This is a genomic window from Streptomyces olindensis (assembly GCF_040645895.1).
Classification (GTDB): Bacteria; Actinomycetota; Actinomycetes; order Streptomycetales; family Streptomycetaceae; genus Streptomyces; species Streptomyces olindensis.
Genome location: NZ_JBEYZD010000011.1, coordinates 22,606 through 48,843, shown reverse-complemented (window position 1 = coordinate 48,843; position 26,238 = coordinate 22,606). Strand labels below are relative to the sequence as shown.

Here is a 26,238-nt window from a genome sequence, read left to right as displayed (position 1 = left end):
CAGAGTTGATCTAATGTCGGCGCTCGTTCGTTCGATCATTCACTTGCTTCACGAGGGGGGAACTCGTGCGCAGAATTGCGATGCCCGCAATTACCGTGCTGTCCTTGTCCCTGCTGCTCCCACTGGAGATCGCGGGGGCACAAAGCGCGGACGCAGCACTCGCCTCGACGGCCACTGTCGTCGATCCGCCGCTGGCCGAGGGCGAAATAGAGCAGGTCGGTCCCGGGGTCTACTCGACCGCGGACCAGTCCTTCGAAATCTACGAGACGGATGTGGCAGAGGGCCTGATGAGCCGCAGCCACACCGTCAACGCTCAGGCAGACGGTGTCGCCAAGCCGGAATCCGCACCCGCGTCCCGCCCGGACATGAGCGTGTTCGGTCCGGGCTGGGAAGCCGAGTTCGTGGGGGGCCGGCTCAACCGCAAGCTGGAGCAGAAGTCCGACTCCATCGTCGTCACCGACCTCGACGCCAACGTCCCGATCACCTACAGCCTGACGAGCAGCGTCGACTACCCGAGCGGTGGCGGCGTCCGGAAGTACGCGTCCGCCGAGGGCAACAAGCTCACCGAGACCACCAAGTTCGATGCGACGACCGGCACCCTGGTCTCCACCGTCTCCGAGGTCCTGAGCGCTCCCACGTCAGAGGTGGACGCGGATCAGTCCGCCGACACCGACGCCGGCGCTCCCGTCGGCATCACCGGGCTGACCCCCACCTACACGTGGAAGCAGGCCGCTCCGGGTGCCGACACCTGGCGCGTCACCGGTGTCGGCACCGTGGCCGACGGCGTCCTCACCACCGCCGGCTACGACGCCCAGGGCCGGGTTTCCACCATCAAGGAGGCCGCCGCCGGGGACACGCCGGCGCAGTCGCTGACGGTCAAGTACTCGACCGCCACGACGGCCACGGGCACGACTCCCGGTGAGTTCGCGGGTCGCGCCAAGGAGATCAGCCTCACCGTCGGCACCACCACGCAGACGCTCGCACGGTACTCCTACGACACCTCGGGTCTGCTGCGCGCAGTGGTCAACCCGGTCGCGGCCGCCGAGCCGGTCGCCTCGTACGCCTACGACTCCACGGGACGGGTCTCCGACGTCACGTCGCCGTCCAACGGCGCCTGGGATCTGACGTTCCCGGCCGAGTCGGCCGCCCCGAACGTCGAGTCCGAAGGCCCCGCGCGTCCGGCCTCCGAGTCGCCCTTCCAGGGCGCGGCCGACATCACCAACGACGCCGCCACCACCCCGCCGGCGACGGACTTCTCCAGCGGGGAGATCTCCGACCCGTCGGCCTACCCCCGCCACTGCAACCGCGCGACGGACTGGCTCTGGTACCTCGAAGAGGGCTGCGCCGCGTGGGCCGCGCACTACGGCTGGCACAAGCCGCTGTGGAAGCAGACGCCGACCAAGCACTGGGTCGTGGGCATCAACAACGACGGCTGCAGCACGCCGGGCCCCAACGTCAGCAAGCCGAAGGGCTACAACTTCCGGAGCGCGTGCGACATGCACGACTACGGCTACGGCCTGATCGGCAACACGTACAAGGGCTACCGGTACTACCTCGACCGCAGCAAGAAGTCGAACGTCGACAACGCCTTCCACACCACGATGAAGACGTACAGCTGCAAGAAGTACGGCGTCCTGTCCCGGCCTGAGTGCGAAGGCTGGGCGTGGGTCTACTACAAGGCCGTGGGCCTGAAGGGCAACCCGAAGAACGGCGCCAACGCCACCTGATCCGCGGCACGGTCTTCGGACCGATCACGCCTACGAGCGCTCCGGCCGGACGGCGGAACCTTTCTGCCGTCCGGCCTTTCGGCGCTCGCCTCGTCCCCGCATGCGCAGCAGCGGGCTCAGCCATGCCCGCTTCCCATCGGAGCCCCAGTGAACAAACCCCTATGGACCACGGTCGTCACCGCGGTGATGGCCGTGACGCTCGGTGCCGTGCCGGCCCAGGCCGTGGTGCCCCGCAGTGCCGCCGCGGCGGCCGCGACGAACGGTGACCCCATCGATCCGCCGCTGTACGACGCGACGTCGTCCGGCGGCACGGCCCGCGTCAACGTCGTCACCGAGAACCGCACCGACCTCTCCGCCGCCGCGTCGGCCGGCGAGACGGTGCAGTCGTTCCAGACCCTGCCCGTCGTCACCCTCAAGGTCGACCGCGGCGGGCTGGATCAACTGGCCGCCCAGCCGGGCGTGGTCAGCGTCACGGAGGACGTCCCGGCACGGCCGTCGCTGGACGAGAGCATCCCCATCATCGGCGCCGACCAGACCTCCGCGCAGGGCATGACCGGTGCGGGCAGCGTGGTGGCCGTCCTGGACACGGGGGTCGCCACCCGTCACCCGTTCCTCAAGGACCGGATCATCTCCGAGGCCTGCTTCTCGGCGACCGACCCCGACCTCGGCGCCACCAGCCTGTGTCCTGACGGGACCGACCACCAGGAGGGGGCGGGCACGGCCGACTCCGGGACCGGCCCCTGCGCCACCATCGCCGAATGCGATCACGGGACGCACGTGGCCGGCATCGTCGCCGGCAACGGCGAGGGCGTCACCGGAGCCCCCAAGCGCGGGGTCGCCCCCGGTGCGAACATCATCGCCTTCCAGGTGTTCAGCAAGTTCGACTCCGAGGACTACTGCGGTCCCGGCGCCGCACCGTGCGTGGGCAGCTTCACCAGCGCCCAGCTGGCCGCCCTGGAGAAGGTGCTGCAACTGCGGCAGTCCGGGACACCCGTGGTCGCGGCGAACCTGAGCCTGGGCGCCGGCAGGTACGCCACCGCCTGCGACAACGACTCCCGCAAGCCGGCCATCGACAGACTGCTCGCCGCGGGAGTCGCCACCGTGGTCGCGGCCGGCAACAACGGGTACGGCGACGCCGTGAGCGCGCCCGGCTGCGTCTCCTCCGCGATCACGGTCGGCGCCACCTCCGACGACGACCAGCTGTCCGCGTTCACCAACCGCGGCCCGCTGCTGGACCTCCTCGCACCCGGCACCGGCATCATCTCCTCGGTCCCGGGCGACGGGTACGCCTCGAAGAACGGCACCTCCATGGCCGCGCCGCACGTGACCGGCGCCCTCGCGGTCATGCGGCAGGCGTTCCCCAACGACACCGTCGCGAACTCGCTGTCCCGGCTCGAGACCAGCGGGAAGCCCGTCACCTACACGGGCGCCGAGACACCCCGCATCGACGTCGCCCAGGCGCTCGGCGCGACGGTTCAGCCGGCGACGACCGGCAACGACTTCAACTGCGACAAGAAGGAGGACATCGCCGTCGCCGACCCCGAGGCGACCGTCGGCGGTGACGCCAAGGCCGGCCTCGTACGGGTCGTCTACGGCGGCGGCAGGGGCACGTCCGAGGTGCACCAGGACCTCGCCACGGTGCCCGGCGACGCCGAGGCGAACGACTACTTCGGCGACGCCCTCGCCACCGCCGACCACAACAAGGACGGCTGCACCGACCTGGTCGTCGGCACGTCCCGCGAGGACATCGGCAGCGCGACGGACGCCGGCACCGTGGACGTGCTCTACGGGGCCTCCGGCGGCCTCGGTACCGGCAAGGCGGCCGCCCACTTCGAGCAGGGCACGGGCGCCGAAGGCCTCCTCGCCGCGTCCTCGGAGTCCGGGGACCGCATGGGCGCCGCCGTCGCCGCCGGCCTCACGCTCGACCAGGAGCCGTACCTCGTCCTCGGAGTCCCGGGCGAGGACATCGACGGCAAGACGGACACCGGCGCCGTCTTCTACCTGCGCGGCAGCGTCAACCGGACGGTGATCCAGGGCAGTTCCGGGATTCCGGGCACGCTGGAGGCGGGCGACAAGTTCGGCTCCTCGGTGGCCGCGAGCCCTGAGTACGTGGTGGTCGGCGTACCGGGCGAGGGTGTGGTGCCCGGACCGAGCCCGACCCCGACCGAGGTGATATCCGGTCAGGTCAATGTGATGACCCATGAACTCAACGAGAGCGGCGTCCCGGCCCACGTGGGAGCCGTCCACGAGGCCGACCCGCGCGTGAGCGGCGAGGCCGAGGCGGGGGACCAGTTCGGTGCGTCGGTCTCGGCCACCCAGGCGTTGTACCACCAGGGCTTCCCCTGGCCCCTGCGGGGCACGTACATCGCCATCGGCGTGCCGGGGGAGGACCTCACCTACGGGGGAGCGAGCAAGGCCGACGCCGGACGCGCTCTCGTGGTCAGGGTGGCGCCGGATTCGGATACCACCTCGGCGATCACGGAGATCAACAGCGGCTACGACCAGGCGCCCGACGACGTCACCGGAGCGCCCGAGGCCGGTGACCGCATGGGTGCCCAGGTGGCCGTCGCCAACCGGGACCCGGGCAAGGCCGTGACCGACGCCAGCCTGGTGATGGCCGTGGGCGTGCCGGGCGAGGACCTCGGCACGGTCGCCGACGCGGGCGCCGTGATGGTCTTCGGCCTGCGCAGCGCGCCGGGCGTGACCGACCGGTGGATCGAGGCCGGCAACGCCTCCGGCATGCCGGGAACCCCGGCCGCCGCGCAGAAGACGGGCACCAGCCTGCACGGCACGCAGGCCAACCTCTACATCGGTATGCCCTACGGACCGGGCACCTACGGTTCCCTGTACGCGATGCCGTGGGCGAACGTCACCGGAGGCACCGCGCAGTCGGTCACCACCTACGCACCGGGCACAGGTGGCCTCCCGGCGGCAGGGCTGCGGTTCGGCATGTCCGCCCGATGAGCGACGGTGCCGCGGACGCGCGGCGGGGCAGCGCCACCGGCGAGATCTTTGCCACAGGGCCGTCCGTCGGCACCGATTTCGGACAGGACGACACCTTCGGCTGAAACCGCAGGTGAGCGAGGTATACCTCGCTGTTATGAACACGGACTGTGCCCATCGCCGCACGCGATGGGCACAGTCCGTTGTGCAACCCTTTCCCGAGTTTCTCCGTCTGACCAGGCGGAGCGACGATGGTGCGAGGAAGGGTTCGGCCGACCACGCCTGGCACTGACCGCAGGGGGTAACCGACCGTAGACGAGCTGAGGAGCCCATGTCTGCCGAGAGCACGCCGGACCCGGGTATACCGGGCGAGACCGGCACCACCGGAGCGCGTCACCGCGCCAAGGGCCGGCGCCGCAAGCCCCGCAAGCGCCACAAGGGCATGATGATCATGGGCTGGACCGCCGCGGGCATCGTCGTCCTGGGCGGCACCGGCGTCGGGTACGTGTACTTCAAGCTCAACGGCAACCTCAAGAGCGTCGACATCGACCAGGCGCTCGGCACCGACCGGCCCAAGAAGGCCGACAACGGCTCCGAGAACATCCTGGTCCTCGGCTCCGACACCCGCGCCGGCGGCAACAAGAAGCTCGGCGGCGGCACCGACGACGGCAGCGCCCGCTCGGACACGGCGATGATCGTGCACGTCTACAAGGGCCACAAGAAGGCCAGCGTGGTCTCCATCCCGCGCGACACCCTCATCGACCGCCCCGCGTGCACGGACACCAAGGGTGACGAGCACCCCGCGGCCAACGGCGTGATGTTCAACTCCGCGTACTCCACCGGCGGGGCCGCCTGCGCCGTGAAGACCGTCGAGTCGATCACCGACCTGCGCATGGACCACTACCTGGAGGTCGACTTCGCCGGCTTCCAGAAGCTCATCGACGACCTCGGCGGCGTCGAGGTCACCACGACCAAGAGCATCGACGACCCCGACAGCCACCTGAAGCTCAAGGCCGGCACCCACAGACTCGACGGCGAGCAGGCCCTCGGCCTGGTCCGCACCCGGCACGGCGTCGGCGACGGCTCGGACCTCGGCCGCATCCAGCTCCAGCAGGCCTTCATCAAGGCCCTGGTCAACCAGGTCAAGGACGTCGGCGTCTTCACCAACCCCAAGAAGCTGCTCGACCTCGCGGAGACCGCGACGAAGACGGTGACGACCGACTCCGACCTCGGCTCGGTCAACAAGCTCGCGTCCTTCGCGAGCGGCCTGCAGGGCATCAGCCCGGCCAACATGCACATGGTGACGATGCCGGTCGCCTACGACCCCGCCGACCCCAACCGCGTCCTCCTCCAGGAGAAGAAGGCCGACCAGATCTGGAAGGCCCTGGAAAACGACAAGCCGATCCCGAAGTCCGCGACAAAGGGCACGGCGACAGGTGAAGCCAAGGGTGTGGTGTCCGGCAGTTAGAGGCGCGGGGAGCTGCGCGAGCAACCCACGACGGCCCACGGGGAACAAACAACGGCAACCCCCGGTTTTGGGGGATGGCCCCAGTCCTGGCAGACTGGTACGTCGGCTCCGGTTCACGCTCCCGCACCCCGCGGCGGCGACCCGGCGCCCTCCCGAAACCTAGGAGACACCTTGAAGCGCGACATCCACCCCGAGTACGTCGAGACGCAGGTCAGCTGCACCTGCGGCGCGTCGTTCACCACGCGCAGCACCATCGAGTCCGGCACCATCCGGGCCGACGTCTGCTCCGAGTGCCACCCGTTCTACACGGGCAAGCAGAAGATCCTCGACACCGGTGGCCGTGTGGCCCGCTTCGAGGCCCGCTTCGGCAAGGCCGCCGGCTCCAAGAAGTAGCGAGCCCCGAACCGCCGGTCCGCGGACGCGCCCCCTCACCGGGCGCTCCGGGACCGGCGTTTTTGGTCGCCCGCCCCTTCACCCCCGCCGTACACAGGAGCCCAAGATGTTCGAGGCCGTCGAGGAACTCGTCGCCGAGCACGCCGACCTGGAGAAGAAGCTCGCCGATCCGTCGGTCCACGCCGACCAGGCCAACGCGCGCAAGCTCAACAAGCGTTACGCCGAGCTCACCCCCATCGTCGCCACCTACCGCTCCTGGACGCAGACGGGCGACGACATCGAGACCGCGCGCGAATTCGCCGCCGACGACCCCGACTTCGCCGCCGAGGTCAAGGAGCTGGAGCAGCAGCGCGAGGAGCTGACCGAGAAGCTGCGCCTGCTGCTGGTCCCCCGTGACCCCAGCGACGACAAGGACGTCATCCTGGAGATCAAGGCGGGCGCCGGCGGCGACGAGTCCGCGCTCTTCGCGGGCGACCTGCTGCGCATGTACCTGCGGTACGCCGAGCGCGTCGGCTGGAAGACCGAGATCATCGACGCCACCGAGTCCGAGCTGGGCGGCTACAAGGACGTCCAGGTCGCCGTGAAGACCCGGGGCCAGACCGAACCCGGCCAGGGCGTCTGGGCGCGGCTGAAGTACGAGGGCGGCGTGCACCGCGTGCAGCGTGTCCCCGCGACGGAGTCCCAGGGCCGCATCCACACCTCCGCGGCCGGTGTCCTCGTGACGCCCGAGGCGGAGGAGGTCGACGTCGAGATCAACCCCAACGACCTCCGCATCGACGTCTACCGGTCCTCCGGACCCGGCGGGCAGTCCGTCAACACCACCGACTCCGCCGTGCGCATCACGCACATCCCGACCGGAGTCGTCGCCTCCTGCCAGAACGAGAAGAGCCAGCTGCAGAACAAGGAGCAGGCACTGCGTATCCTGCGCTCCAGGCTGCTCGCCATGGCGCAGGAGGAGGCGGAGAGGGAGGCCGCCGACGCCCGCCGCAGCCAGGTCCGCACTGTCGACCGCTCCGAGAAGATCCGCACGTACAACTTCCCGGAGAACCGCATCTCGGACCACCGCGTCGGCTTCAAGGCGTACAACCTGGACCAGGTCCTGGACGGCGACCTCGACGCGGTGATCCAGGCCTGCGTCGACGCGGACTCGGCGGCGAAGCTGGCGGCCGCGTAAGGCACGTAGGAGTGCAGGAGCACTGAATACCGGAGGACTTGCGTGAATCTGCTGCTCGCGGAGGTGGCCCAGGCCACCCAGCGGCTCGCCGACGCCGGCGTGCCCTCGCCGCGCACCGACGCGGAGGAACTCGCCGCGTTCGTGCACGGCGTGAAGCGCGGCGAGCTGCACTCCGTCAAGGACTCCGACTTCGACGCCCGCTACTGGGAGGTCATCGCCCGCCGCGAGGCCCGCGAGCCGCTCCAGCACATCACCGGACGCGCCTACTTCCGGTACCTGGAACTCCAGGTCGGGCCGGGGGTGTTCGTGCCGCGCCCGGAGACCGAGTCCGTGGTCGGCTGGGCCATAGACGCCGTGCGGGCCATGGACGTCGTCGAGCCGTGCATCGTCGACCTGTGCACCGGCTCCGGCGCCATCGCGCTCGCCCTCGCCCAGGAGGTCCCGCGCTCCCGCGTGCACGCCGTGGAGCTGTCCGAGGACGCCCTGCAGTGGACCCGCAAGAACGTCGAGGGATCCAGGGTCGACCTGCGGCAGGGCAATGCCCTGACGGCCTTCCCGGACCTGGACGGCCAGGTCGACCTGGTCATCTCCAACCCGCCGTACATCCCGCTCACGGAGTGGGAGTACGTCGCCCCCGAGGCGCGGGACTACGACCCCGACATGGCCCTGTTCTCCGGCGAGGACGGCCTCGACCTGATCCGCGGGCTGGAGCGCACCGCGCACCGGCTGCTGCGCCCCGGCGGCGTCGTCGTCGTGGAGCACGCCGACACCCAGGGCGGCCAGGTGCCGTGGATCTTCGCCGAGGACCGCGGCTGGACCGACGCCGCCGACCACCCGGACCTGAACAACCGCCCGCGTTTCGCCACGGCCCGCAAGGCGCTGCCGTGAGCGCCCCGCAGGCCCGGCAGGCCCGGCAGTTTTCGCAGTCTTCATCCCAGCAGCACGTGTACGAGGAGGCCAGCTAAAGATGGCACGGCGATACGACACCAACGACGCGACCGACCGCGTGACCGGTCTGCGCGAGGCAGCGTCCGCCGTCCGCCGTGGCGAGCTCGTGGTGCTGCCGACGGACACGGTGTACGGCATCGGCGCCGACGCGTTCTCCTCGGAGGCCGTCGCCGACCTGCTGGAGGCCAAGGGCCGGGGCCGCAACATGCCCACCCCCGTCCTCATCGGCTCCCCGAACACGCTGCACGGGCTCGTCACGGACTTCTCCGAGCTGGCCTGGGAACTGGTCGACGCCTTCTGGCCGGGCGCCCTCACGCTCGTCGCCAAGCACCAGCCGTCCCTGCAGTGGGACCTCGGGGACACCCGTGGCACCGTCGCCGTGCGCATGCCGCTGCACCCGGTCGCCATCGAGCTGCTCACCGAGGTCGGCCCGATGGCCGTGTCGTCGGCGAACCTCACCGGCCACCCGGCGCCGGAGGACTGCGACGCCGCGCAGGAGATGCTCGGCGACTCCGTCTCGGTCTACCTGGACGGCGGACCGACCCCCGGCAACGTCCCGTCGTCGATCGTCGACGTCACCCGTGAGGTGCCGCTGCTCCTGCGTGCCGGTGCCCTCTCGGCGGACGAGCTGCGAAAGGTCGTACCCGACCTCGAGGTGGCGAATTGACGGCCCCTGAGGCGGGGCGTGGCATAGGCAACGGGGAAAGCGCGGCGGAGATCACGACGACCTTCGTGGGACTGCCGCGCGACAGCTTCCGCATCCTCCACGTCAGCACCGGCAACGTGTGCCGCTCACCCATCACCGAGCGGCTGACCCGCCATTTCGTCAAGGAGCGGCTGGGCATCCTGGGCGGCGGGCTGATCGTGGAGAGCGCGGGCACCTGGGGCCACGAGGGCGCGCCCATGGAGTCCCACGCGGAGACCGTCCTGGCCGACTTCGGCGCGGACGCCTCCGGCTTCACCGGGCGCGAGCTCCTCGACGAGCACGTGATCCGGGCCGACCTGGTGCTGACCGCCACCCGCGACCACCGGGCGCAGGTCATCTCCATGGGCCACTCGGCGGGCCTGCGGACCTTCACGCTCAAGGAGTTCACCCGTCTGGTCAAGGCCATCGACCCGGCGACCCTCCCTCCCCTGGAGGAGGGCGTGGTCGTCCGGGCGCGCGCCCTGGTCCGCGCCGCGGCCGCTCTACGCGGGTGGCTCCTGGCCCCGAACGCCGAGGCCGACGAGGTCTACGACCCGTACGGGGCGCCCCTGACGTTCTTCCGGTCGATCGGGGACGAGATACACCAGTCGCTCGACCCGGTCGTCACGGCACTCACGGGCGTCCCCGCACGGACGTAACGACCGAGCGCCCCCGGGGCCTCGGGCCTACATTGGTCGTACGTCACCACGGCGAACCGCCCAGAAGCACGTCGCCCGGAGCCCACCATGACGGTCATCCCTGCCATCGAGGCCGACGTCCTGCGCCACCAGGACCCCGAGCTCGCCGACGTCCTGCTCGGGGAACGGGAGCGGCAGGCGACCACGCTCCAGCTGATCGCCGCCGAGAACTTCAGCTCCCCGGCCGTGCTGGCCGCCCTCGGCTCGCCGCTCGCCAACAAGTACGCCGAGGGCTACCCGGGGGCACGCCACCACGGCGGCTGCGAGATCGTCGACGTCGCCGAACGCATCGCCGTCGACCGCGCCAAGGCCCTGTTCGGGGCCGAGCACGCCAATGTCCAGCCCCATTCGGGCTCTTCGGCGGTGCTGGCCGCCTACGCCGCCCTGCTGCGCCCCGGCGACACCGTCCTCGCCCTCGGCCTGCCCCACGGCGGGCACCTCACGCACGGCTCGCCCGCCAACTTCTCCGGCCGCTGGTTCGACTTCGTCGGCTACGGCGTGGAGGCCGAGTCCGGGCTCGTCGACCACGAGCAGGTGCGCACCCTGGCCCGCACGCGCCGGCCCAAGGCGATCGTGTGCGGCTCGATCGCCTACCCGCGCCACCTCGACCACGCGTTCTTCCGCGAGGTCGCCGACGAGGTGGGCGCGTACCTCATCGCGGACGCCGCGCACCCCATCGGGCTCGTCGCCGGGGGAGCGGCGCCCAATCCGGTTCCGTACGCGGACATCGTCTGCGCGACCACCCACAAGGTGCTGCGCGGCCCGCGCGGCGGCATGATCCTGTGCCGGGCGGAACTGGCCGAGCGGGTCGACCGGGCCGTGTTCCCTTTCACACAGGGCGGCGCCCAGATGCACACCATCGCCGCCAAGGCGGTCGCGTTCGGGGAGGCGGCAACACCGGCGTTCGCCGCGTACACCCATCAGGTGGTCGCCAATGCGAGGGTTCTCGCGGCACGGCTGGCCGCCGAGGGCCTGGTCGTCACCACCGGCGGCACCGACACCCACCTGATCACCGCGGACCCGGCGCCCCTCGGCGTCGACGGCCGCACCGCCCGGGGCCGTCTCGCCGCCGCCGGCCTGGTCCTGGACTGCTGCGCGCTGCCGCACGGCGACGCCCGGGGACTGCGCCTGGGCACGGCCGCGATCACCACGCAGGGCATGGGCGAGGCGGAGATGGCACGGATCGCCAAGCTGCTCGCGGGGGTGCTCAGGGGCGTGACGGAGACCGCGAGGGCCCGTGAAGAAGTGCGGGAGCTGGCCGGTGGATTTCCGCCGTATCCGCGCTGAGTCGGGGTAAGCGCACCAGGGTGCACAGCCACTCGTGCAACCATCGTCGCTACCCGGAAGTCCCCACCCATATGCGCGCATCGCTAGGGTGTGGGGCTGAGATGGCCAGCGAGACCTGTGGGGAAGCCCGTGCGTGAATACCTGCTGACGCTCTGCATCACGGCCGCGGTGACGTATCTGCTGACAGGGCCGGTACGGAAGTTCGCGATCGTGGCCGGAGCGATGCCGGAGATCCGGGCACGTGACGTGCACCGGGAGCCCACTCCGCGGCTCGGCGGGATCGCGATGTTCTTCGGCCTGTGCGCGGGGCTGCTGGTCGCCGACCACCTGACCAACCTCAACCAGGTCTTCGAGACGTCGAACGAACCCCGGGCGCTGCTGTCCGGGGCGGCGCTGATCTGGCTGATCGGTGTGCTGGACGACAAGTTCGAGATCGACGCCCTGATCAAGCTGGGCGGACAGATGATCGCCGCGGGCGTGATGGTCGTACAGGGTCTGACGATCCTGTGGCTGCCGATCCCGGGCGTCGGCTCGGTGGCGCTCACCCAGTGGCAGGGCACCCTGCTGACGGTCGCGCTGGTCGTCATCACCATCAACGCGGTCAACTTCGTGGACGGCCTGGACGGCCTCGCGGCCGGCATGGTCTGCATCGCGGCCACCGCGTTCTTCCTGTACGCCTACCGCATCTGGTACTCGTACGGCATCGAGGCCGCCGCCCCCGCCACCCTCTTCTCGGCGATCCTGATGGGCATGTGCCTGGGCTTCCTGCCGCACAACATGCACCCGGCGCGGATCTTCATGGGCGACTCGGGTTCGATGCTGATCGGCCTGGTGCTGGCAGCCGGCGCGATCTCCATCACGGGGCAGGTCGACCCGGACGCGCTCAACCTGTACGTGGGGTCGGAGAAGGAGGCCGTGCACCAGACGGTCCCGGTCTACATCCCGCTGCTGCTGCCGCTGACGATCATCGCGGTGCCGGCCGCCGACCTGATCCTGGCCATCGTGCGCCGCACCTGGCGCGGCCAGTCCCCGTTCGCCGCCGACCGGGGCCACCTGCACCACCGGCTGCTGGAGATCGGCCACTCGCACAGCCGCGCGGTGCTGATCATGTACTTCTGGTCGGCGCTGATCGCCTTCGGCGCGCTCGCCTACTCGGTGAACTCGGCGTCCATGTGGATCGTGCTGGGCATCGTGTTCCTCAGCGCGATCGGTCTGGGGCTGCTCCTGCTGCCGCGCTTCACGCCGCGTGCCCCGCGCTGGATGGAGCGCTTCGTGCCGCCGCGCTACCGGCGCCGCGGCGCGGTCCCGGCGCTCTCGCCCGAGGCCTCGACGCCGGCGTCCGCCGCCGAGCAGCCCGCCGCGGTGGGTTCCGAGAGCCGCACGCCCGTGGTCTCCGGGGTCTCCGGTGTCAACGGGGCGACCGCCATCGGCCCCCGTTCGCGTCTGGCCGATCGGCGCAAGGCCGGGACAAGGTAAGAATCTGACTAGAGCATTGCCAAGTCGTGGGGTGGCGATGGGGGTGCGAAGCGCCCCAATACCAGACATGTCGGCGGCGTTCTCGCTCAGACGCGCATGTTCACTCTCATGTGTGACTGTCCGCACACCCCCAGGTAAAGACTGCATCAAATAGTTTGTGATACGGTTCACGAGAACCCCCCGGATAGAGCCGAAGGACCGTAGTGCGACGGTTCATTGGCGTGAGGTCTCCACTCAGCCCGGGACTACGCTCGTCCATGACGACACCCCTGCCCCCTGCGAAAGCGGAGTTGCCGCCATGCCGTCCAATGACGCCCGGAACCTTCTGCAGTGCGCTGTGCCCACAGCGGCTGCCGGTGTGGTCGCGGCCGCCGTCAGTGGCGTGGTGGTCGGAGGCAAGGGGGCCATCGGAGCCGGCGTCGGCGCACTGCTGGCCATCCTCTTCATGGGGATCGGTCTGTACGTCCTCCAGTGGACGGCAAAAACGCTCCCGCAGTTGTTCCAGGCCATGGGGCTGATGCTCTATGTCGCCCAGCTGCTGCTTCTCCTGATCTTCGTCGCCCTCTTCAAGGACACCTCTCTCTTCAACGCGAAGGCGTTCGCCATCGGGCTCGTCGTCGCGACCGTCGTGTGGATGGCCGCGCAGGCGCGTGCGCACATGAAGGCCAAGATCTTCTACGTCGACCCGGACTCCGAGAAGAGCGAGAATCCCGAGAAGACCGGGTCGTCGTCGTGACGAGTAGGGGCGCGATAAAGAGCACGGAGAACTCCTGCTATCGTCCGGTGCCAACTGCGGCATCGCGGGCGCGGGCATCTGAGCTGACGCCTGCTCGAACGCGAGGCTCGATGCCCCCCAGCCGCCCTCACATCCGTAACACCAGTCCGGTGCCGATCCGCGGCTGCGCGCCGCGCCGACACAACGAGGTTGCCGTACCTATGCGTCACACCGAAGGAGCCCGCGGTGAGTGCTGACCAGACCCAGCTCGCCTTCGACTGGAGCTGTCGGATCATGTCCGACGGGTGTGGTTTTCCGGCACCGGGCCTGCACTCGTTCCTCTTCAAGCCGATCGCCACGGTCGGGGGGTTCGAGTTCAACAAGGTGATGCTGCTCGCCATCATCACCACCATCCTCGTCATCGGCTTCTTCTGGGCGGCCTTCGGCAAGGCCAAGGTGGTGCCGGGCAAGCTGCAGATGGTCGGTGAGGCCGGCTACGACTTCGTCCGCCGCGGCATCGTCTACGAGACCCTCGGCAAGAAGGAGGGCGAGAAGTACGTCCCCCTGATGGTCTCGCTGTTCTTCTTCATCTGGATCATGAACATCTGGTCCGTGATCCCGCTGGCCCAGTTCCCGGTGTCGTCGGTCATCGCCTTCCCGGCGGTCCTCGCCGCGGTCGTCTACGTGACCTGGGTCTCGCTGACCTTCAAGCGGCACGGCTTCGTCGGGTTCTTCAAGAACATCACCGGCTACGACAAGTCGCTCGGCCCGGTGCTGCCGCTCGTCATGGTCATCGAGTTCTTCTCGAACCTGCTGGTCCGGCCGTTCACGCACGCCGTGCGACTGTTCGCCAACATGTTCGCCGGCCACCTGATGCTGGTCATGTTCACCGTCGCCTCCTGGTACCTGCTCAACAGCTGGATGATCCCGGCGGCCGGTATCTCCTTCGTGATGACCATGGCCATGATCGTCTTCGAGCTTTTCGTGCAGGCCGTCCAGGCGTACGTCTTCGTACTCCTCGCCTGCACGTACATCCAGGGCGCTCTGGCCGAGCACCACTGAGCCCCTCCGCCCCCGCAAATCCCAAGAACGTCCGGTGGCCAACCCCCGCCGGTCCGTGAAAGAGAAGGAAGATTCAGCATGGCTGCCACTGAGACCCTCGCCGCTGTCTCCGGTTCGCTCGGCTCCATCGGCTACGGCCTCTCCGCCATCGGCCCCGGCATCGGCGTCGGCATCATCTTCGGCAACGGCACCCAGGCCCTGGCCCGTCAGCCCGAGGCCGCCGGCCTGATCCGCGCCAACCAGATCCTGGGCTTCGCCTTCTGTGAGGCGCTCGCCCTCATCGGCATCGTTATGCCGTTCGTGTTCGGTCAGTAATTACCTGCTCACCGACACGTTTCGACGAAAGGCACTGATGTGATCGCCAACCTGGTGCAGCTGGCGGCCGAGGAAGAGCAGAACCCGCTCGTTCCTCCGGGCCCCGAGCTGCTCGTCGGCACCATCGCCTTCGCCATCGTGTTCTTCTTCTTCTGGAAGAAGCTGCTTCCGAACATCAACAAGGTTCTGGAGGAGCGCCGCGCGGCGATCGAAGGCGGTATCGAAGAGGCCGAGACCATGAAGGTCGAGGCCCAGAGCGTCCTTGAGCAGTACAAGGCACAGCTCGCCGAGGCCCGGCACGAGGCCGCGCGTCTGCGCCAGGAGGCGCAGGAGCAGGGTGCCGCCCTCATCGCCGAGATGCGGGCCGAGGGCCAGCGGCAGCGCGAGGAGATCGTCGCCGCCGGTCACGCCCAGATCGAGGCCGACCGCAAGGCGGCCGCGTCCGCGCTGCGCCAGGACGTCGGCAAGCTCGCCACCGACCTGGCCGGCAAGCTCGTCGGCGAGTCCCTCGAGGACCACGCCCGCCAGAGCCGCGTCATCGACCGGTTCCTCGACGAGCTCGAGGAGAAGGCCGAGGCCGGCCGATGAACGGAGCGAGCCGCGAGGCCCTGGCAGCCGCACGAGAGCGTCTCGACGCGCTGACGGACTCCACGTCCGTGGACGCCGGCTCGCTCGCCGACGAGCTGGCCGCCGTCACCGCGCTGCTCGACCGCGAGGTGTCGCTGCGTCGGGTCCTCACCGACCCGGCGCAGGCCGCAGAGGCCAAGGCCGAGCTGGCCCAGCGCCTGCTCGGCACCCAGGTCAGCGGCCCGGCCGTGGACCTGGTGGCCGGCATGGTGCGCTCCCGCTGGTCGCGCTCGCGCGACCTGGTGGACGCGATCGAGGAGCTGGCGAACACCGCCGACCTCACCGCCGCGCAGAAGTCGGGCCGGCTCGACGACGTCGAGGACGAGCTGTTCCGGTTCGGCCGGATCGTCTCCGGCAGCACCGAGCTGCGCGCCGCGCTGACCGACCGGAAGGCCACCACCTCGGCCAAGAGCGAGCTGCTGCGCAGCCTGCTCGGCGGCCGGGCGCAGTCGGCCACCGAGCGTCTGGTGACGCGCCTTGTGACCGCGCCGCGGGGACGTAGCCTGGAGTCGGGACTGGAGTCCCTGTCCAAGCTCGCCGCCGAGCGCCGGGACCGCATGGTGGCCATCGTCACCTCGGCGGTTCCGCTGAGCGACCTGCAGAAGCAGCGCCTGGGCGACGCCCTCGCGAAGCTCTACGGCCGTCGGATGCACCTCAACCTGGACGTGGACCCCGAGGTCCTCGGCGGCATGCGGGTGCAGGTCGGCGACGAGGTCATCAACGGCTCCCTCGCGGACCGCATCGAGGACGCCGGCCGCCGGCTCACCGGCTGAGCAGCAACTCAATAGGCACAACGTACTTACGACGGCCCTGGTTGGGCCGTGCAGAAGAATCCTGGGGGTCGCCCCCAGACCCCCTAAGAAACTTCGGGCCCAACAAGGAGAGCAGGGAACCCAGATGGCGGAGCTCACGATCCGGCCGGAGGAGATCCGGGACGCGCTGGAGAACTTCGTCCAGGCGTACAAGCCGGACGCGGCCTCGCGCGAGGAGGTCGGTACGGTCACCTTTGCCGGCGACGGCATCGCGAAGGTCGAGGGCCTGCCCTCGACCATGGCCAACGAGCTGCTGAAGTTCGAGGACGGCACCCTCGGCCTCGCCCTCAACCTCGAGGAGCGCGAGATCGGTGCCATCGTCCTCGGCGAGTTCAGCGGCATCGAGGAGGGGCAGCCGGTCAGCCGTACCGGCGAGGTCCTGTCCGTCGCGGTCGGCGAGGGCTACCTCGGCCGCGTGGTCGACCCCCTCGGCAACCCGATCGACGGCCTCGGCGAGATCGAGACCGACAGCCGTCGCGCCCTGGAGCTGCAGGCCCCGGGCGTCATGGCCCGTAAGTCGGTGCACGAGCCGATGGAGACCGGCTACAAGGCCGTCGACACGATGACCCCGATCGGCCGTGGTCAGCGTCAGCTGATCATCGGTGACCGCCAGACCGGCAAGACCGCCCTGGCCGTCGACACGATCATCAACCAGCGCGACAACTGGCGCTCGGGCGACCCGAAGAAGCAGGTCCGCTGCATCTACGTCGCCATCGGCCAGAAGGGCTCCACCATCGCCGGCGTGCGCGGCGCTCTGGAGGAGGCCGGCGCGCTGGAGTACACGACCATCGTCGCCGCCCCGGCGTCCGACCCGGCCGGCTTCAAGTACCTGGCGCCCTACACCGGTTCGGCCATCGGCCAGCACTGGATGTACGAGGGCAAGCACGTCCTGATCATCTTCGACGACCTGTCGAAGCAGGCCGACGCCTACCGCGCCGTGTCGCTGCTGCTGCGCCGCCCGCCGGGCCGTGAGGCCTACCCGGGTGACGTCTTCTACCTGCACTCCCGGCTGCTGGAGCGCTGCGCCAAGCTCTCCGACGAGATGGGCGCCGGCTCGATGACCGGTCTGCCGATCGTCGAGACCAAGGCCAACGACGTGTCGGCGTTCATCCCGACCAACGTCATCTCCATCACCGACGGCCAGTGCTTCCTGGAGTCGGACCTGTTCAACGCCGGTCAGCGCCCCGCGCTGAACGTCGGTATCTCCGTCTCCCGAGTCGGTGGTTCCGCCCAGCACAAGGCGATCCGCCAGGTGTCCGGCCGTCTGCGTGTGGACCTCGCCCAGTTCCGTGAGCTGGAGGCGTTCGCCGCCTTCGGTTCCGACCTGGACGCCGCGTCGAAGGCGCAGCTGGAGCGCGGTCAGCGCATGGTCGAGCTGCTGAAGCAGCCGCAGTACCAGCCGATGGCCACCGAGGACCAGGTCGTCTCCATCTGGGCCGGCACCACCGGCAAGATGGACGAGGTCCCCGTCGCCGACATCCGCCGCTTCGAGAAGGAGCTGCTGGACTACCTGCACCGCAAGGAGCAGGGCCTGCTGACCTCCATCCGCGAGGGCGGCAAGATGTCGGACGACACCCTCCAGGCCATGGCGGACGCCATCGCGGAGTTCAAGAAGCAGTTCGAGACCTCCGACGGCAAGCTGCTCGGCGAGGACGCCCCGGCTGCCGGCAAGTGACGACGGAAGGGACCTGACTCATGGGAGCCCAGCTCCGGGTCTACAAGCGTCGCATCCGATCCGTCTCCGCGACCAAGAAGATCACGAAGGCGATGGAGATGATCGCCGCCTCGCGCGTCGTCAAGGCGCAGCGCAAGGTGGCGGCGTCCACGCCGTACGCGACCGAGCTCACCCGGGCGGTCACGGCGGTGGCCACCGGATCGAACACCAAGCACCCGCTGACGACGGAGCCGGAGAACCCGACCCGTGCCGCGGTCCTGCTCCTCACGAGCGACCGCGGCCTGGCCGGCGCCTTCAACTCCAACGCCATCAAGGCCGCCGAGAAGCTCACGGCGAAGCTTGAGGCCGAGGGCAAGGAGGTCGACAGCTACATCGTCGGCCGCCGTGGTGTCGCCCACTACAACTTCCGCGAGCGCAAGATCGTGGAGTCGTTCACGGGCTTCACCGACGACCCGTCGTACGCGGACGCCAAGAAGGTCGCGGCCCCGCTGATCGAGGCCGTCGAGACGGAGACGGCCGAGGGCGGCGTGGACGAGCTCCACATCGTCTACACCGAGTTCGTGTCGATGATGACGCAGACGGCGATCGAGGCGCGGCTGCTGCCGCTCAGCCTCGACGAGGTGGCGGCGGAGGCCAAGCCCAAGGGCGAGATCCTCCCGCTGTTCGACTTCGAGCCGTCGGCGGAGGACGTCCTGGACGCCCTGCTGCCGCGCTACGTGGAGAGCCGCATCTACAACGCGCTGCTCCAGTCGGCCGCCTCCAAGCACGCCGCCACGCGGCGCGCGATGAAGTCGGCGACCGACAACGCCGGAGAGCTCATCGAGACCCTCACCCGGCTTGCCAACCAGGCCCGCCAGGCCGAAATCACCCAGGAAATCAGCGAGATCGTCGGTGGCGCCAGTGCCCTGGCCGACGCGACCGCGGGGAGTGACTGACAAATGACCACCACTGTTGAGACGGCCACGGCGACGGGCCGCGTCGCGCGGGTCATCGGCCCGGTCGTCGACGTGGAGTTCCCCGTCGACGCGATGCCGGACATCTACAACGCCCTCCATGTCGAGGTCGCCGACCCGGCGAACGCGGGCGAGAAGAAGACGCTGACCCTCGAGGTCGCCCAGCACCTGGGTGACGGCCTGGTCCGCGCGATCTCCATGCAGCCCACCGACGGCCTGGTCCGCCAGGCCCCGGTGACCGACACCGGCGCGGGCATCACCGTCCCGGTCGGCGACTTCACCAAGGGCAAGGTGTTCAACACCCTCGGTGAGGTGCTGAACAGCGACGAGACGCACGACGGCGAGCGCTGGTCCATCCACCGCAAGGCCCCCGCGTTCGACCAGCTCGAGTCGAAGACCGAGATGTTCGAGACGGGCCTGAAGGTCGTCGACCTGCTCACCCCGTACGTCAAGGGCGGCAAGATCGGTCTGTTCGGTGGTGCCGGTGTCGGCAAGACCGTGCTGATCCAGGAAATGATCATGCGTGTCGCCAACCTCCACGAGGGCGTCTCCGTCTTCGCGGGCGTCGGCGAGCGCACCCGTGAGGGCAACGACCTCATCGCGGAGATGGAAGAGTCCGGCGTTCTGGACAAGACCGCCCTGGTCTTCGGCCAGATGGACGAGCCCCCGGGCACCCGTCTGCGCGTGGCCCTGGCCGGCCTGACGATGGCGGAGTACTTCCGTGACGTCCAGAAGCAGGACGTGCTGTTCTTCATCGACAACATCTTCCGCTTCACCCAGGCCGGTTCCGAGGTGTCGACCCTGCTCGGCCGTATGCCCTCCGCGGTGGGCTACCAGCCGAACCTGGCCGACGAGATGGGCATCCTCCAGGAGCGCATCACCTCGACCCGTGGTCACTCGATCACCTCGATGCAGGCGATCTACGTCCCCGCGGACGACCTGACCGACCCGGCCCCGGCCACCACCTTCGCCCACCTCGACGCGACGACGGTGCTGTCCCGTCCGATCTCCGAGAAGGGCATCTACCCGGCCGTGGACCCGCTGGACTCCACGTCCCGCATCCTCGACCCGCGGTACATCTCGGCGGACCACTACAACGCCGCGATGCGCGTGAAGAACATCCTGCAGAAGTACAAGGACCTGCAGGACATCATCGCGATCCTCGGTATCGACGAGCTCGGCGAGGAGGACAAGCTCGTCGTCCACCGTGCCCGTCGCGTGGAGCGCTTCCTGTCCCAGAACACCCACGCCGCCAAGCAGTTCACCGGCGTGGACGGTTCGGACGTGCCGCTGGACGAGTCGATCGCCGCGTTCAACGCGATCTGCGACGGCGAGTACGACCACTTCCCGGAGCAGGCGTTCTTCATGTGCGGTGGTCTCGAGGACCTGAAGAAGAACGCGAAGGAGCTGGGCGTCTCCTGAGCCTCGCGCTCGACGTGAGCCTCGTGCTCACACCGGAGGGGGCGGGGCTCGTCCCGCCCCCTCCGTCACGCCCACTAGACTTGTAACCCACACCCGGCACCCCCGCCGGGTGGTGACCCGAGGAGCCACCCTTGGCTGCTGAGCTGCACGTCGCGCTGGTCGCGGCCGACCGTGAGGTCTGGTCCGGCCAGGCCACCCTGGTCGTCGCGCGCACCACGTCCGGCGACATCGGCGTCATGCCCGGTCACCAGCCGCTGCTCGGTGTGCTGGAGTCGGGCCCGGTGACCATCCGCACGAGCGAGGGCGGGACGGTCGTCGCCGCGGTCCACGGCGGATTCATCTCGTTCGCCGACGACAAGCTCTCCCTGCTGGCCGAAGTCGCCGAGCTGTCGGACGAGATCGACGTCCAGCGCGCCGAGCAGGAGCTGGAGCGCGCGAAGGCGGAGGACGACGCGGAGGCCCGGCGCCGCGCGGACGTCCGTCTGCGGGCTGCGACGGCGGCCCGCTGACCCCGTCAGCCGTGTGATGACGTCACTCAGCCGCGGCTGGGTACCGGAGTAATCCGGACCCAGCCGCGGCTGAGGTGGATGTGGGTGTTTTTTACGTTCCGTTACCTAGGAGACGAGGAGGTCGGTGTCGATGGTCCTCGCTCTGACTGTGTGCGGAATTGTCGTGGCCCTCGTGGTGGTGGGACTGTTCGTCTTCGGTCTGCGCCGCCGGCTCATCCAGCGCTCGGGCGGCACGTTCGACGCGAGCCTGCGCTGGGACGCGCCCGCGGACGGCGACACGAACGGCAAGGGCTGGGCGTACGGGGTGGCCCGGTACAACGGCGACCGCGTGGAGTGGTTCCGCGTCTTCTCGTACTCGCCGCGGCCCCGCCGCATCCTGGAGCGTTCCGCGATCGAGGTGGCCGGCCGCCGGGTCCCGGAGGGCGAGGAGGAGCTGGCGCTCCTGTCCGACCATGTGATCCTGGCCTGTCTGCACCGGGGCACGCGTCTCGAGCTCGCGATGAGCGAAGACGCGCTGACCGGGTTTCTCGCGTGGCTTGAGGCAGCCCCGCCTGGTCAGCGCGTCAATGTCGCCTAGGGTCTACGACCCTTCGAACTTCTCTCTGATCCGGCCTACTTCAGGCTGCTGTCGATCGCGGTCGCGAGTTCTCCGTTGGCGGTGTCGCCGCTGAACTCCCAGAAGAACGCGCCGCCCAGGCCCTGGTTCTTGGCCCAGCTCATCTTGCCCGCGATGGTCGCCGGGGTGTCGTACGACCACCAGTTGCCGCCGCAGTGCGCGTACGCCGTGCCGGCGATCGTGCCGGTGACCGGGCAGGAGTTCTTGAGGATCTTGTAGTCCTCGATGCCCGCCTCGTAGGTGCCCGGAGCCGCGCCGGTAGCCGAGCCGCCCGGGGCGGACTGGGTGACGCCGGTCCAGCCGCGGCCGTAGAAGCCGATGCCGAGCAGGAGCTTGGCGGACGGGACGCCCTTCGCCTTCAGCTTGGCGATCGCGTCGGCCGAGTTGAAGCCGGCCTGCGGGATGCCGGGGTACGAGGTGAGCGGGGAGTGCGGGGCGGTCGGGCCGTCCTTGTCGAAGGCGCCGAAGTAGTCGTAGGTCATCACGTTGTACCAGTCGAGGTACTGCGCGGCGCCGCCGTAGTCGGCCGCGTCGATCTTGCCGCCGGAGGAGCCGTCGGCGGTGATGGCGGCGGTGACCAGGTAGTTCGGGCCGAACTCGGCACGCAGGGCCTGGGAGAGGTTCCTGAAGGCCGCCGGGCCGGACGTGTCGCAGGTCAGGCCGCAGGCGTTCGGGTACTCCCAGTCGATGTCGATGCCGTCGAAGACGTCGGCCCAGCGCGGGTCCTCCACGACGGCCTTGCAGGACTTGGCGAACGCGGCCGGGTTCTGCGCCGCCTGGCCGAAGCCGCCGGAGTAGGTCCAGCCGCCGAAGGAGTACAGCACCTTGATGTGCGGGTACTTCGCCTTCAGCTGCCGCAGCTGGTTGAAGTTGCCGCGCAGCGGCTGGTCCCAGGTGTCGGCCGTGCCGGAGACGGACTGGTCGGCGGTGTACGCCTTGTCGTAGGCGGCGTAGGTGTCGTCGACGGTGCACTGGCCGTTCTTGACGTTGCCGAACGCGTAGTTGATGTGGGTGATCTTCGACGCGGTGCCCGACGTCACCAGGTTCTTGACGTGGTAGTTGCGGCCGTAGACGCCCCACTCGGTGAAGTAGCCGAGCTTGACCTTGTCGCCGGTGGGCGGCTCGGTGGTGCCGCCGGTGGTGCGGACCCGTACGGCGCCGCTGACCGGGCCGGTCTGGTCGGCGGTGTCCCGGGCCTGGACGGAGTAGGAGTAGTCCGTGCCCTTGGTCAGGCCGGTGTCCGTGTACGAGGTCGTCGTCACGGTGGCGACTTTGGTGCCGTCGCGCAGGACGTCGTAGTTCTTGACGCCCTTGTCGTCGGTGGCGGCGGACCAGGTCAGCTTCACCGAGGTGTCGGTGATGCCGGAGGCGGTGGGGGCGCCGGGGGCGCTCGGGGCGCTGTCGCCGGGCTCGGTGGTGCCGCCGTCGCAGCTGCCGCCGTTGAGCTTGCAGTTGGCGGGGGAGCCGGAGCCGGAACCGTTGAAGCCGAAGGAGACGGACGCGCCGGGGGCGAGGGTGCCGTTCCAGGACTTGTTCTTCGCGGTCCAGTGGGTGCCGGAGGAGGTGACGTCGGCGTCCCAGGCGGAGGTGACGGAGGTACCGGAGGGGAAGTCCCACTCGACGGTCCAGGAGCTGAGGGTCGTGGTGCCGGTGTTCTTCACCGTCCACTTGCCCTCGAAGCCGGAGCCCCAGTCCTGGGTCTTGGCGTAGGTGGCGGTGGCGGACGTCGCGGCCTGGGCCGGGCTCGCCAGGCCGACGAGGCCGGCGAAGGGGAGCAACAGGGTCGCGAACCCTGCCGCGGCTCTGTGTCTGAAGCGCATGCTGCGCCTCCTCGATGGAGTTGTGGGGGCGTGACTGAGCCTCACGCCCACTCATGGTGCCGTGAGAATAGAAAGGTCTGGACCACCGGTCAATAGGTCTGGACCACCGCGCCCGAGTCGGGTCAGAGCCCCAACTCCTGCGCCAGCACCGCCGCTTGCACCCGGCTGCGCAGCTCCAGCTTCGCCAGCAGGCGGCTGACATGGGTCTTCACGGTCGCCTCGGCCATCTCCAGCCGCTCGGCGATGCCCGCGTTCGACAGGCCCTCGCCCAGGCAGGACAGCACCTCGCGCTCGCGCCGGGTCAGCCGGTCCAGGACCGCCGGGTCGGCCGCGGGCTCCCGCGCGGGCTTCGCGGCGAACTCCGCGATCAGCCGCCGGGTCACGGCCGGCGCGATCAGCCCTTCCCCGCGCGCCACCGTCCGTACGGCCTCCAGCAACTCCCGCGCCTCGGTGTTCTTGAGCAGGAAGCCGGACGCGCCCGCCCGCAGCGCCCCGAAGACGTACTCGTCGAGATCGAACGTGGTCAGCACCAGCACGTCCGCGAGCCGCTCCGCGACCACCTGTCGGGTCGCCGACACCCCGTCCAGACGGGGCATCTGAACGTCCATCAGCACCAGGTCCGGCCGCAGCTCGCGCGCCAGCGCCACCGCCTGCTCGCCGTCCGCCGCCTCGCCGACCACCTCGATGTCGGGCGCGCTGCGCAGGATGAGGACCAGGCCGGCGCGGACGGCGGACTGGTCCTCGGCGACCAGGACGCGGATCATTCGGGTTCTCCTTCGGTCACGGGCAGGGTCGCGCGTACGACCCAGATCTTGCCGTCCGGCGAGTCCTCGGGGCCGGCCTCGAACGTGCCGTCGAGCAGCGCGGCGCGTTCCCGCATGCCGACCAGACCGGCGCCGGAGCCGGGGGCGGTGGGGCCGTCCCGGTCGCCGTACGGGCTGGTCACCGCCACGGTCAGCAGCCCGTCGCGCCGGCCGAGGGACACGGCGACCCGGCCGGGGCCGGCGTGCTTGAGGGCGTTGGTGAGGGACTCCTGGACGATGCGGTAGGCGGCGAGTTCCACGGGCGCCGGGACGTCGGCCGGTTCGGCGTCCAGGGTGACGTCGAGGCCGTTGGTGCGCGCGCCCTCGACCAGGGCGCCGAGTCCGTCGAGGGTGGGCGCCGCGACCGGCTCGGTGTCTCCGCTGGAGTCGCGCAGGATGCCGATCAGCCGCCGCATCTCCGACAGTCCCGCCACGCTGTTCTCCCGGATCACCACCATGGCCTCCTGGGAGGTCTTCGGGTCGTCCAGGGAGAGCGCGGCGGTGGAGTGGATGGCGATCGCCGACAGGTGGTTGGCGACCATGTCGTGCAGCTCGCGGGCCATCCGGGCGCGCTCGGCGGTGACGGCCTGGGTGCGGTCCATCTCGGCGAGCAGCGCGGTCTGCTCGGCGCGCAGCCGGGCCGCCTCGGCGGCGTCGCGGTGGTTGCGGACGATCAGTCCGGTGGAGGCGGGCCCGAAGGTGACCAGGCCGGTGACGACGCCGATCAGCAGCGCCTCGGGCTCCCGCCACACCGCGAACGGCACCACGGTCGCGGCCAGCGAGAGCAGCCCGGTGATCCGCGGGATGCGGTGGGCCGAGGCGGGCGGCCCGTACAGGACGGCCGCGTACATCAGGTCGGTGTACATCAGGAACGTGACCAGGTTGCCCTGGGTGACGAGGTCCAGCACGAGCGCGGGCGTGCCGATCAGCAGGGCGACGCGGGGGGCGCCGCGGCGCAGCAGCTCGCAGCCGGTCATGACGAGCAGCGGCAGCAGCACCGGCCAGCGTCCGGGCAGGAGCACGTACGGCTCGGTGTGCGGGCGGGTGGCCAGGCCGACGCCCCACAGCAGCAGTCCGCCGAGCAGACCGCCGAGCGCGACGTAGACGTCGAAGCGGCGGGGGCGGGGCAGTGGTGCGGCCATGGCACCATCCAACACGGCCGCCTGGCCCCTCGCGTGCTTCCCGCGACGGGTCCTGGACTGCATCTTTCGATGTACCGCGGGTTCGTCAGTCGCGACGACGATTCCGGCCGGGCCGCCCGGGAGCCTGGAAGGGTGACCGAGAGGAGCGAACCGTGATCGTCGCCTTGATCGCTGCCTGTGAGATCGGCTTCTGGGTGCTGCTGGCCGCCGGCCTGGCCTTCCGCTATGTGTTGCGCATGCCGCGCACGGGGCTGGCGCTGCTGCTGTGCGAGCCGCTGCTGGAGGTCGTGCTGCTGGTCGCCACCGCGCTGGACCTGAAGAACGGCGCGGATCCCAACTGGACGCACGGGCTGGCCGCGCTGTACATCGGCTACACCGTCGGGCACGGCCACCGCACCGTGAAGTGGCTCGACGGCCACGCCGCGCACCGCTTCGGCGGGGCACCGCCGCCGCGGAAGCCGCCGCAGTACGGCATGCCCCGGGCCCGTCACGAGGGCAAGGTCTGGATGGGCACGGTGATCGGGGCCGCCGTCGCGACCGTGCTCCTGCAGCTCGCGATCTGGTACGTGGACGACCCGAGCCGCGTGACCTCCCTGGAGAGCTGGCGCTATGTGGCCTGGCGTGCGGCCGGGATCCACGGACTGGTCGCGCTGAGTTACCTGATCTGGCCGCGGAAGGCTCCTGCCGGGGAGCCGGAGGCGGTCACCACACCGAAGGAGAGGCTCCACCGATGAGCAAGGCGAAGCAGTACGCGACAGAAGGCGTCGCCACGTTCCTGATCGGCCTCGCGCTGTGGCGGTTCACCGGCGACGTGGACGTCCCCGTCGTCACCCTCACCAAGGTCGGCATCGTGATGATGATCGTCGGCGGGGTCCTCTCCGCCAACGGCCTCTGGCACGCGGCGCGGGGCAGAACCTAGCGCTCCCCGCCCGGCACCCACAGCACGTCCCCGGCCTCCTTGTTCGCCG

General features: G+C 69.9%; 25 protein-coding genes. 22 read left to right on the top strand and 3 right to left on the bottom strand.

From position 1 onward, the window contains the following. Nucleotides 1-95: 95 nt before the first annotated feature. The 20 genes from ABZ948_RS09155 (at nucleotide 96) to ABZ948_RS09060 (ending at nucleotide 21,466) form a co-directional block, all read left to right on the top strand. Entirely contained in the window at nucleotides 96-1,727 is a 1,632-nt protein-coding gene (locus ABZ948_RS09155) for a phospholipase A2 (protein WP_359758384.1), read from the top strand. Between the two features lie 147 nt (nucleotides 1,728-1,874). Continuing rightward, the gene (locus tag ABZ948_RS09150; RefSeq protein ID WP_359758281.1) at nucleotides 1,875-4,691 is read left to right on the top strand and encodes a S8 family peptidase; all 2,817 of its coding nucleotides are present in this window, start codon (nucleotides 1,875-1,877) and stop codon (nucleotides 4,689-4,691) included. Between the two features lie 310 nt (nucleotides 4,692-5,001). Then, on the top strand, nucleotides 5,002-6,138 hold the full coding sequence (locus ABZ948_RS09145) for an LCP family protein (RefSeq protein WP_359758280.1): 1,137 nt from the start codon (nucleotides 5,002-5,004) through the stop codon (nucleotides 6,136-6,138). Nucleotides 6,139-6,309: 171 nt separating this feature from the next. After that, entirely contained in the window at nucleotides 6,310-6,531 is a 222-nt protein-coding gene (gene rpmE, locus ABZ948_RS09140) for a 50S ribosomal protein L31 (protein ID WP_003992975.1), read from the top strand. Nucleotides 6,532-6,637: 106 nt separating this feature from the next. Beyond that, nucleotides 6,638-7,705, top strand: coding sequence for a peptide chain release factor 1 (gene prfA / locus ABZ948_RS09135; protein WP_031117479.1), 1,068 nt, complete (start codon nucleotides 6,638-6,640; stop codon nucleotides 7,703-7,705). Between the two features lie 42 nt (nucleotides 7,706-7,747). After that, the gene (gene prmC / locus ABZ948_RS09130; RefSeq protein WP_031117480.1) at nucleotides 7,748-8,593 is read left to right on the top strand and encodes a peptide chain release factor N(5)-glutamine methyltransferase; all 846 of its coding nucleotides are present in this window, start codon (nucleotides 7,748-7,750) and stop codon (nucleotides 8,591-8,593) included. 79 nt (nucleotides 8,594-8,672) lie between these two features. Next, entirely contained in the window at nucleotides 8,673-9,320 is a 648-nt protein-coding gene (locus tag ABZ948_RS09125) for an L-threonylcarbamoyladenylate synthase (protein WP_190055023.1), read from the top strand. Then, the gene (locus ABZ948_RS09120) at nucleotides 9,317-9,997 is read left to right on the top strand and encodes an arsenate reductase/protein-tyrosine-phosphatase family protein (RefSeq protein ID WP_359758279.1); all 681 of its coding nucleotides are present in this window, start codon (nucleotides 9,317-9,319) and stop codon (nucleotides 9,995-9,997) included. The genes ABZ948_RS09125 and ABZ948_RS09120 overlap by 4 nt, the downstream gene beginning before the upstream one ends. An 87-nt stretch (nucleotides 9,998-10,084) precedes the next feature. Next, the gene (glyA, locus tag ABZ948_RS09115; protein ID WP_359758278.1) at nucleotides 10,085-11,323 is read left to right on the top strand and encodes a serine hydroxymethyltransferase; all 1,239 of its coding nucleotides are present in this window, start codon (nucleotides 10,085-10,087) and stop codon (nucleotides 11,321-11,323) included. 129 nt (nucleotides 11,324-11,452) lie between these two features. Then, complete coding sequence (locus tag ABZ948_RS09110; protein WP_359758277.1) at nucleotides 11,453-12,799, top strand: MraY family glycosyltransferase; 1,347 nt, start codon at nucleotides 11,453-11,455, stop codon at nucleotides 12,797-12,799. A 298-nt stretch (nucleotides 12,800-13,097) separates the two neighbouring features. Continuing rightward, nucleotides 13,098-13,535, top strand: a complete 438-nt coding sequence (locus ABZ948_RS09105; protein ID WP_359758276.1) for a Cg1360 family ATP-synthase-associated protein — start codon at nucleotides 13,098-13,100, stop codon at nucleotides 13,533-13,535. Between the two features lie 225 nt (nucleotides 13,536-13,760). Then, nucleotides 13,761-14,576 carry a F0F1 ATP synthase subunit A gene (gene atpB, locus ABZ948_RS09100; RefSeq protein WP_489455174.1) on the top strand — a complete coding sequence of 272 codons (816 nt, stop codon included), beginning with the start codon at nucleotides 13,761-13,763 and terminating at the stop codon, nucleotides 14,574-14,576. Between the two features lie 78 nt (nucleotides 14,577-14,654). Next, nucleotides 14,655-14,891, top strand: coding sequence for an ATP synthase subunit C-like protein (locus tag ABZ948_RS09095; RefSeq protein ID WP_010040161.1), 237 nt, complete (start codon nucleotides 14,655-14,657; stop codon nucleotides 14,889-14,891). Nucleotides 14,892-14,930: 39 nt separating this feature from the next. Continuing rightward, a complete protein-coding gene (locus ABZ948_RS09090; protein WP_031117488.1) occupies nucleotides 14,931-15,479 on the top strand; it encodes a F0F1 ATP synthase subunit B in 549 nt (182 codons plus the stop codon). Continuing rightward, entirely contained in the window at nucleotides 15,476-16,291 is an 816-nt protein-coding gene (locus tag ABZ948_RS09085) for a F0F1 ATP synthase subunit delta (protein WP_359758275.1), read from the top strand. The genes ABZ948_RS09090 and ABZ948_RS09085 overlap by 4 nt, the downstream gene beginning before the upstream one ends. A 124-nt stretch (nucleotides 16,292-16,415) precedes the next feature. Continuing rightward, nucleotides 16,416-18,005: a F0F1 ATP synthase subunit alpha gene (atpA, locus tag ABZ948_RS09080; RefSeq protein WP_359758274.1), complete on the top strand. Its 1,590-nt coding sequence runs from the start codon at nucleotides 16,416-16,418 to the stop codon at nucleotides 18,003-18,005. A 20-nt stretch (nucleotides 18,006-18,025) separates the two neighbouring features. Next, a complete protein-coding gene (locus ABZ948_RS09075; protein ID WP_359758273.1) occupies nucleotides 18,026-18,940 on the top strand; it encodes a F0F1 ATP synthase subunit gamma in 915 nt (304 codons plus the stop codon). A 3-nt stretch (nucleotides 18,941-18,943) separates the two neighbouring features. Next, nucleotides 18,944-20,380, top strand: coding sequence for a F0F1 ATP synthase subunit beta (gene atpD / locus ABZ948_RS09070; protein ID WP_359758272.1), 1,437 nt, complete (start codon nucleotides 18,944-18,946; stop codon nucleotides 20,378-20,380). 131 nt (nucleotides 20,381-20,511) lie between these two features. Further along, entirely contained in the window at nucleotides 20,512-20,889 is a 378-nt protein-coding gene (locus ABZ948_RS09065; RefSeq protein WP_102908178.1) for a F0F1 ATP synthase subunit epsilon, read from the top strand. A 130-nt stretch (nucleotides 20,890-21,019) separates the two neighbouring features. Then, a complete protein-coding gene (locus ABZ948_RS09060) occupies nucleotides 21,020-21,466 on the top strand; it encodes a DUF2550 domain-containing protein (protein WP_031117494.1) in 447 nt (148 codons plus the stop codon). Between the two features lie 35 nt (nucleotides 21,467-21,501). On the opposite strand, the gene ABZ948_RS09055 is transcribed toward ABZ948_RS09060, so the two are convergent. The 3 genes from ABZ948_RS09055 to ABZ948_RS09045 form a co-directional block, all read right to left on the bottom strand. After that, entirely contained in the window at nucleotides 21,502-23,325 is a 1,824-nt protein-coding gene (locus ABZ948_RS09055) for a glycosyl hydrolase family 18 protein (RefSeq protein WP_359758271.1), read from the bottom strand. A 122-nt stretch (nucleotides 23,326-23,447) separates the two neighbouring features. Next, nucleotides 23,448-24,089 carry a response regulator gene (locus tag ABZ948_RS09050; protein ID WP_359758270.1) on the bottom strand — a complete coding sequence of 214 codons (642 nt, stop codon included), beginning with the start codon at nucleotides 24,087-24,089 and terminating at the stop codon, nucleotides 23,448-23,450. Then, entirely contained in the window at nucleotides 24,086-25,270 is a 1,185-nt protein-coding gene (locus ABZ948_RS09045) for a sensor histidine kinase (protein ID WP_359758269.1), read from the bottom strand. The genes ABZ948_RS09050 and ABZ948_RS09045 overlap by 4 nt, the downstream gene beginning before the upstream one ends. Before the next feature lie 152 nt (nucleotides 25,271-25,422). Between ABZ948_RS09045 and ABZ948_RS09040 the strand changes: the two genes are divergently transcribed. After that, nucleotides 25,423-26,004, top strand: coding sequence for a hypothetical protein (locus ABZ948_RS09040; protein WP_359758268.1), 582 nt, complete (start codon nucleotides 25,423-25,425; stop codon nucleotides 26,002-26,004). Next, nucleotides 26,001-26,189, top strand: coding sequence for a DUF5708 family protein (locus tag ABZ948_RS09035; protein ID WP_359758267.1), 189 nt, complete (start codon nucleotides 26,001-26,003; stop codon nucleotides 26,187-26,189). The genes ABZ948_RS09040 and ABZ948_RS09035 overlap by 4 nt, the downstream gene beginning before the upstream one ends. Nucleotides 26,190-26,238 lie beyond the last annotated feature (49 nt).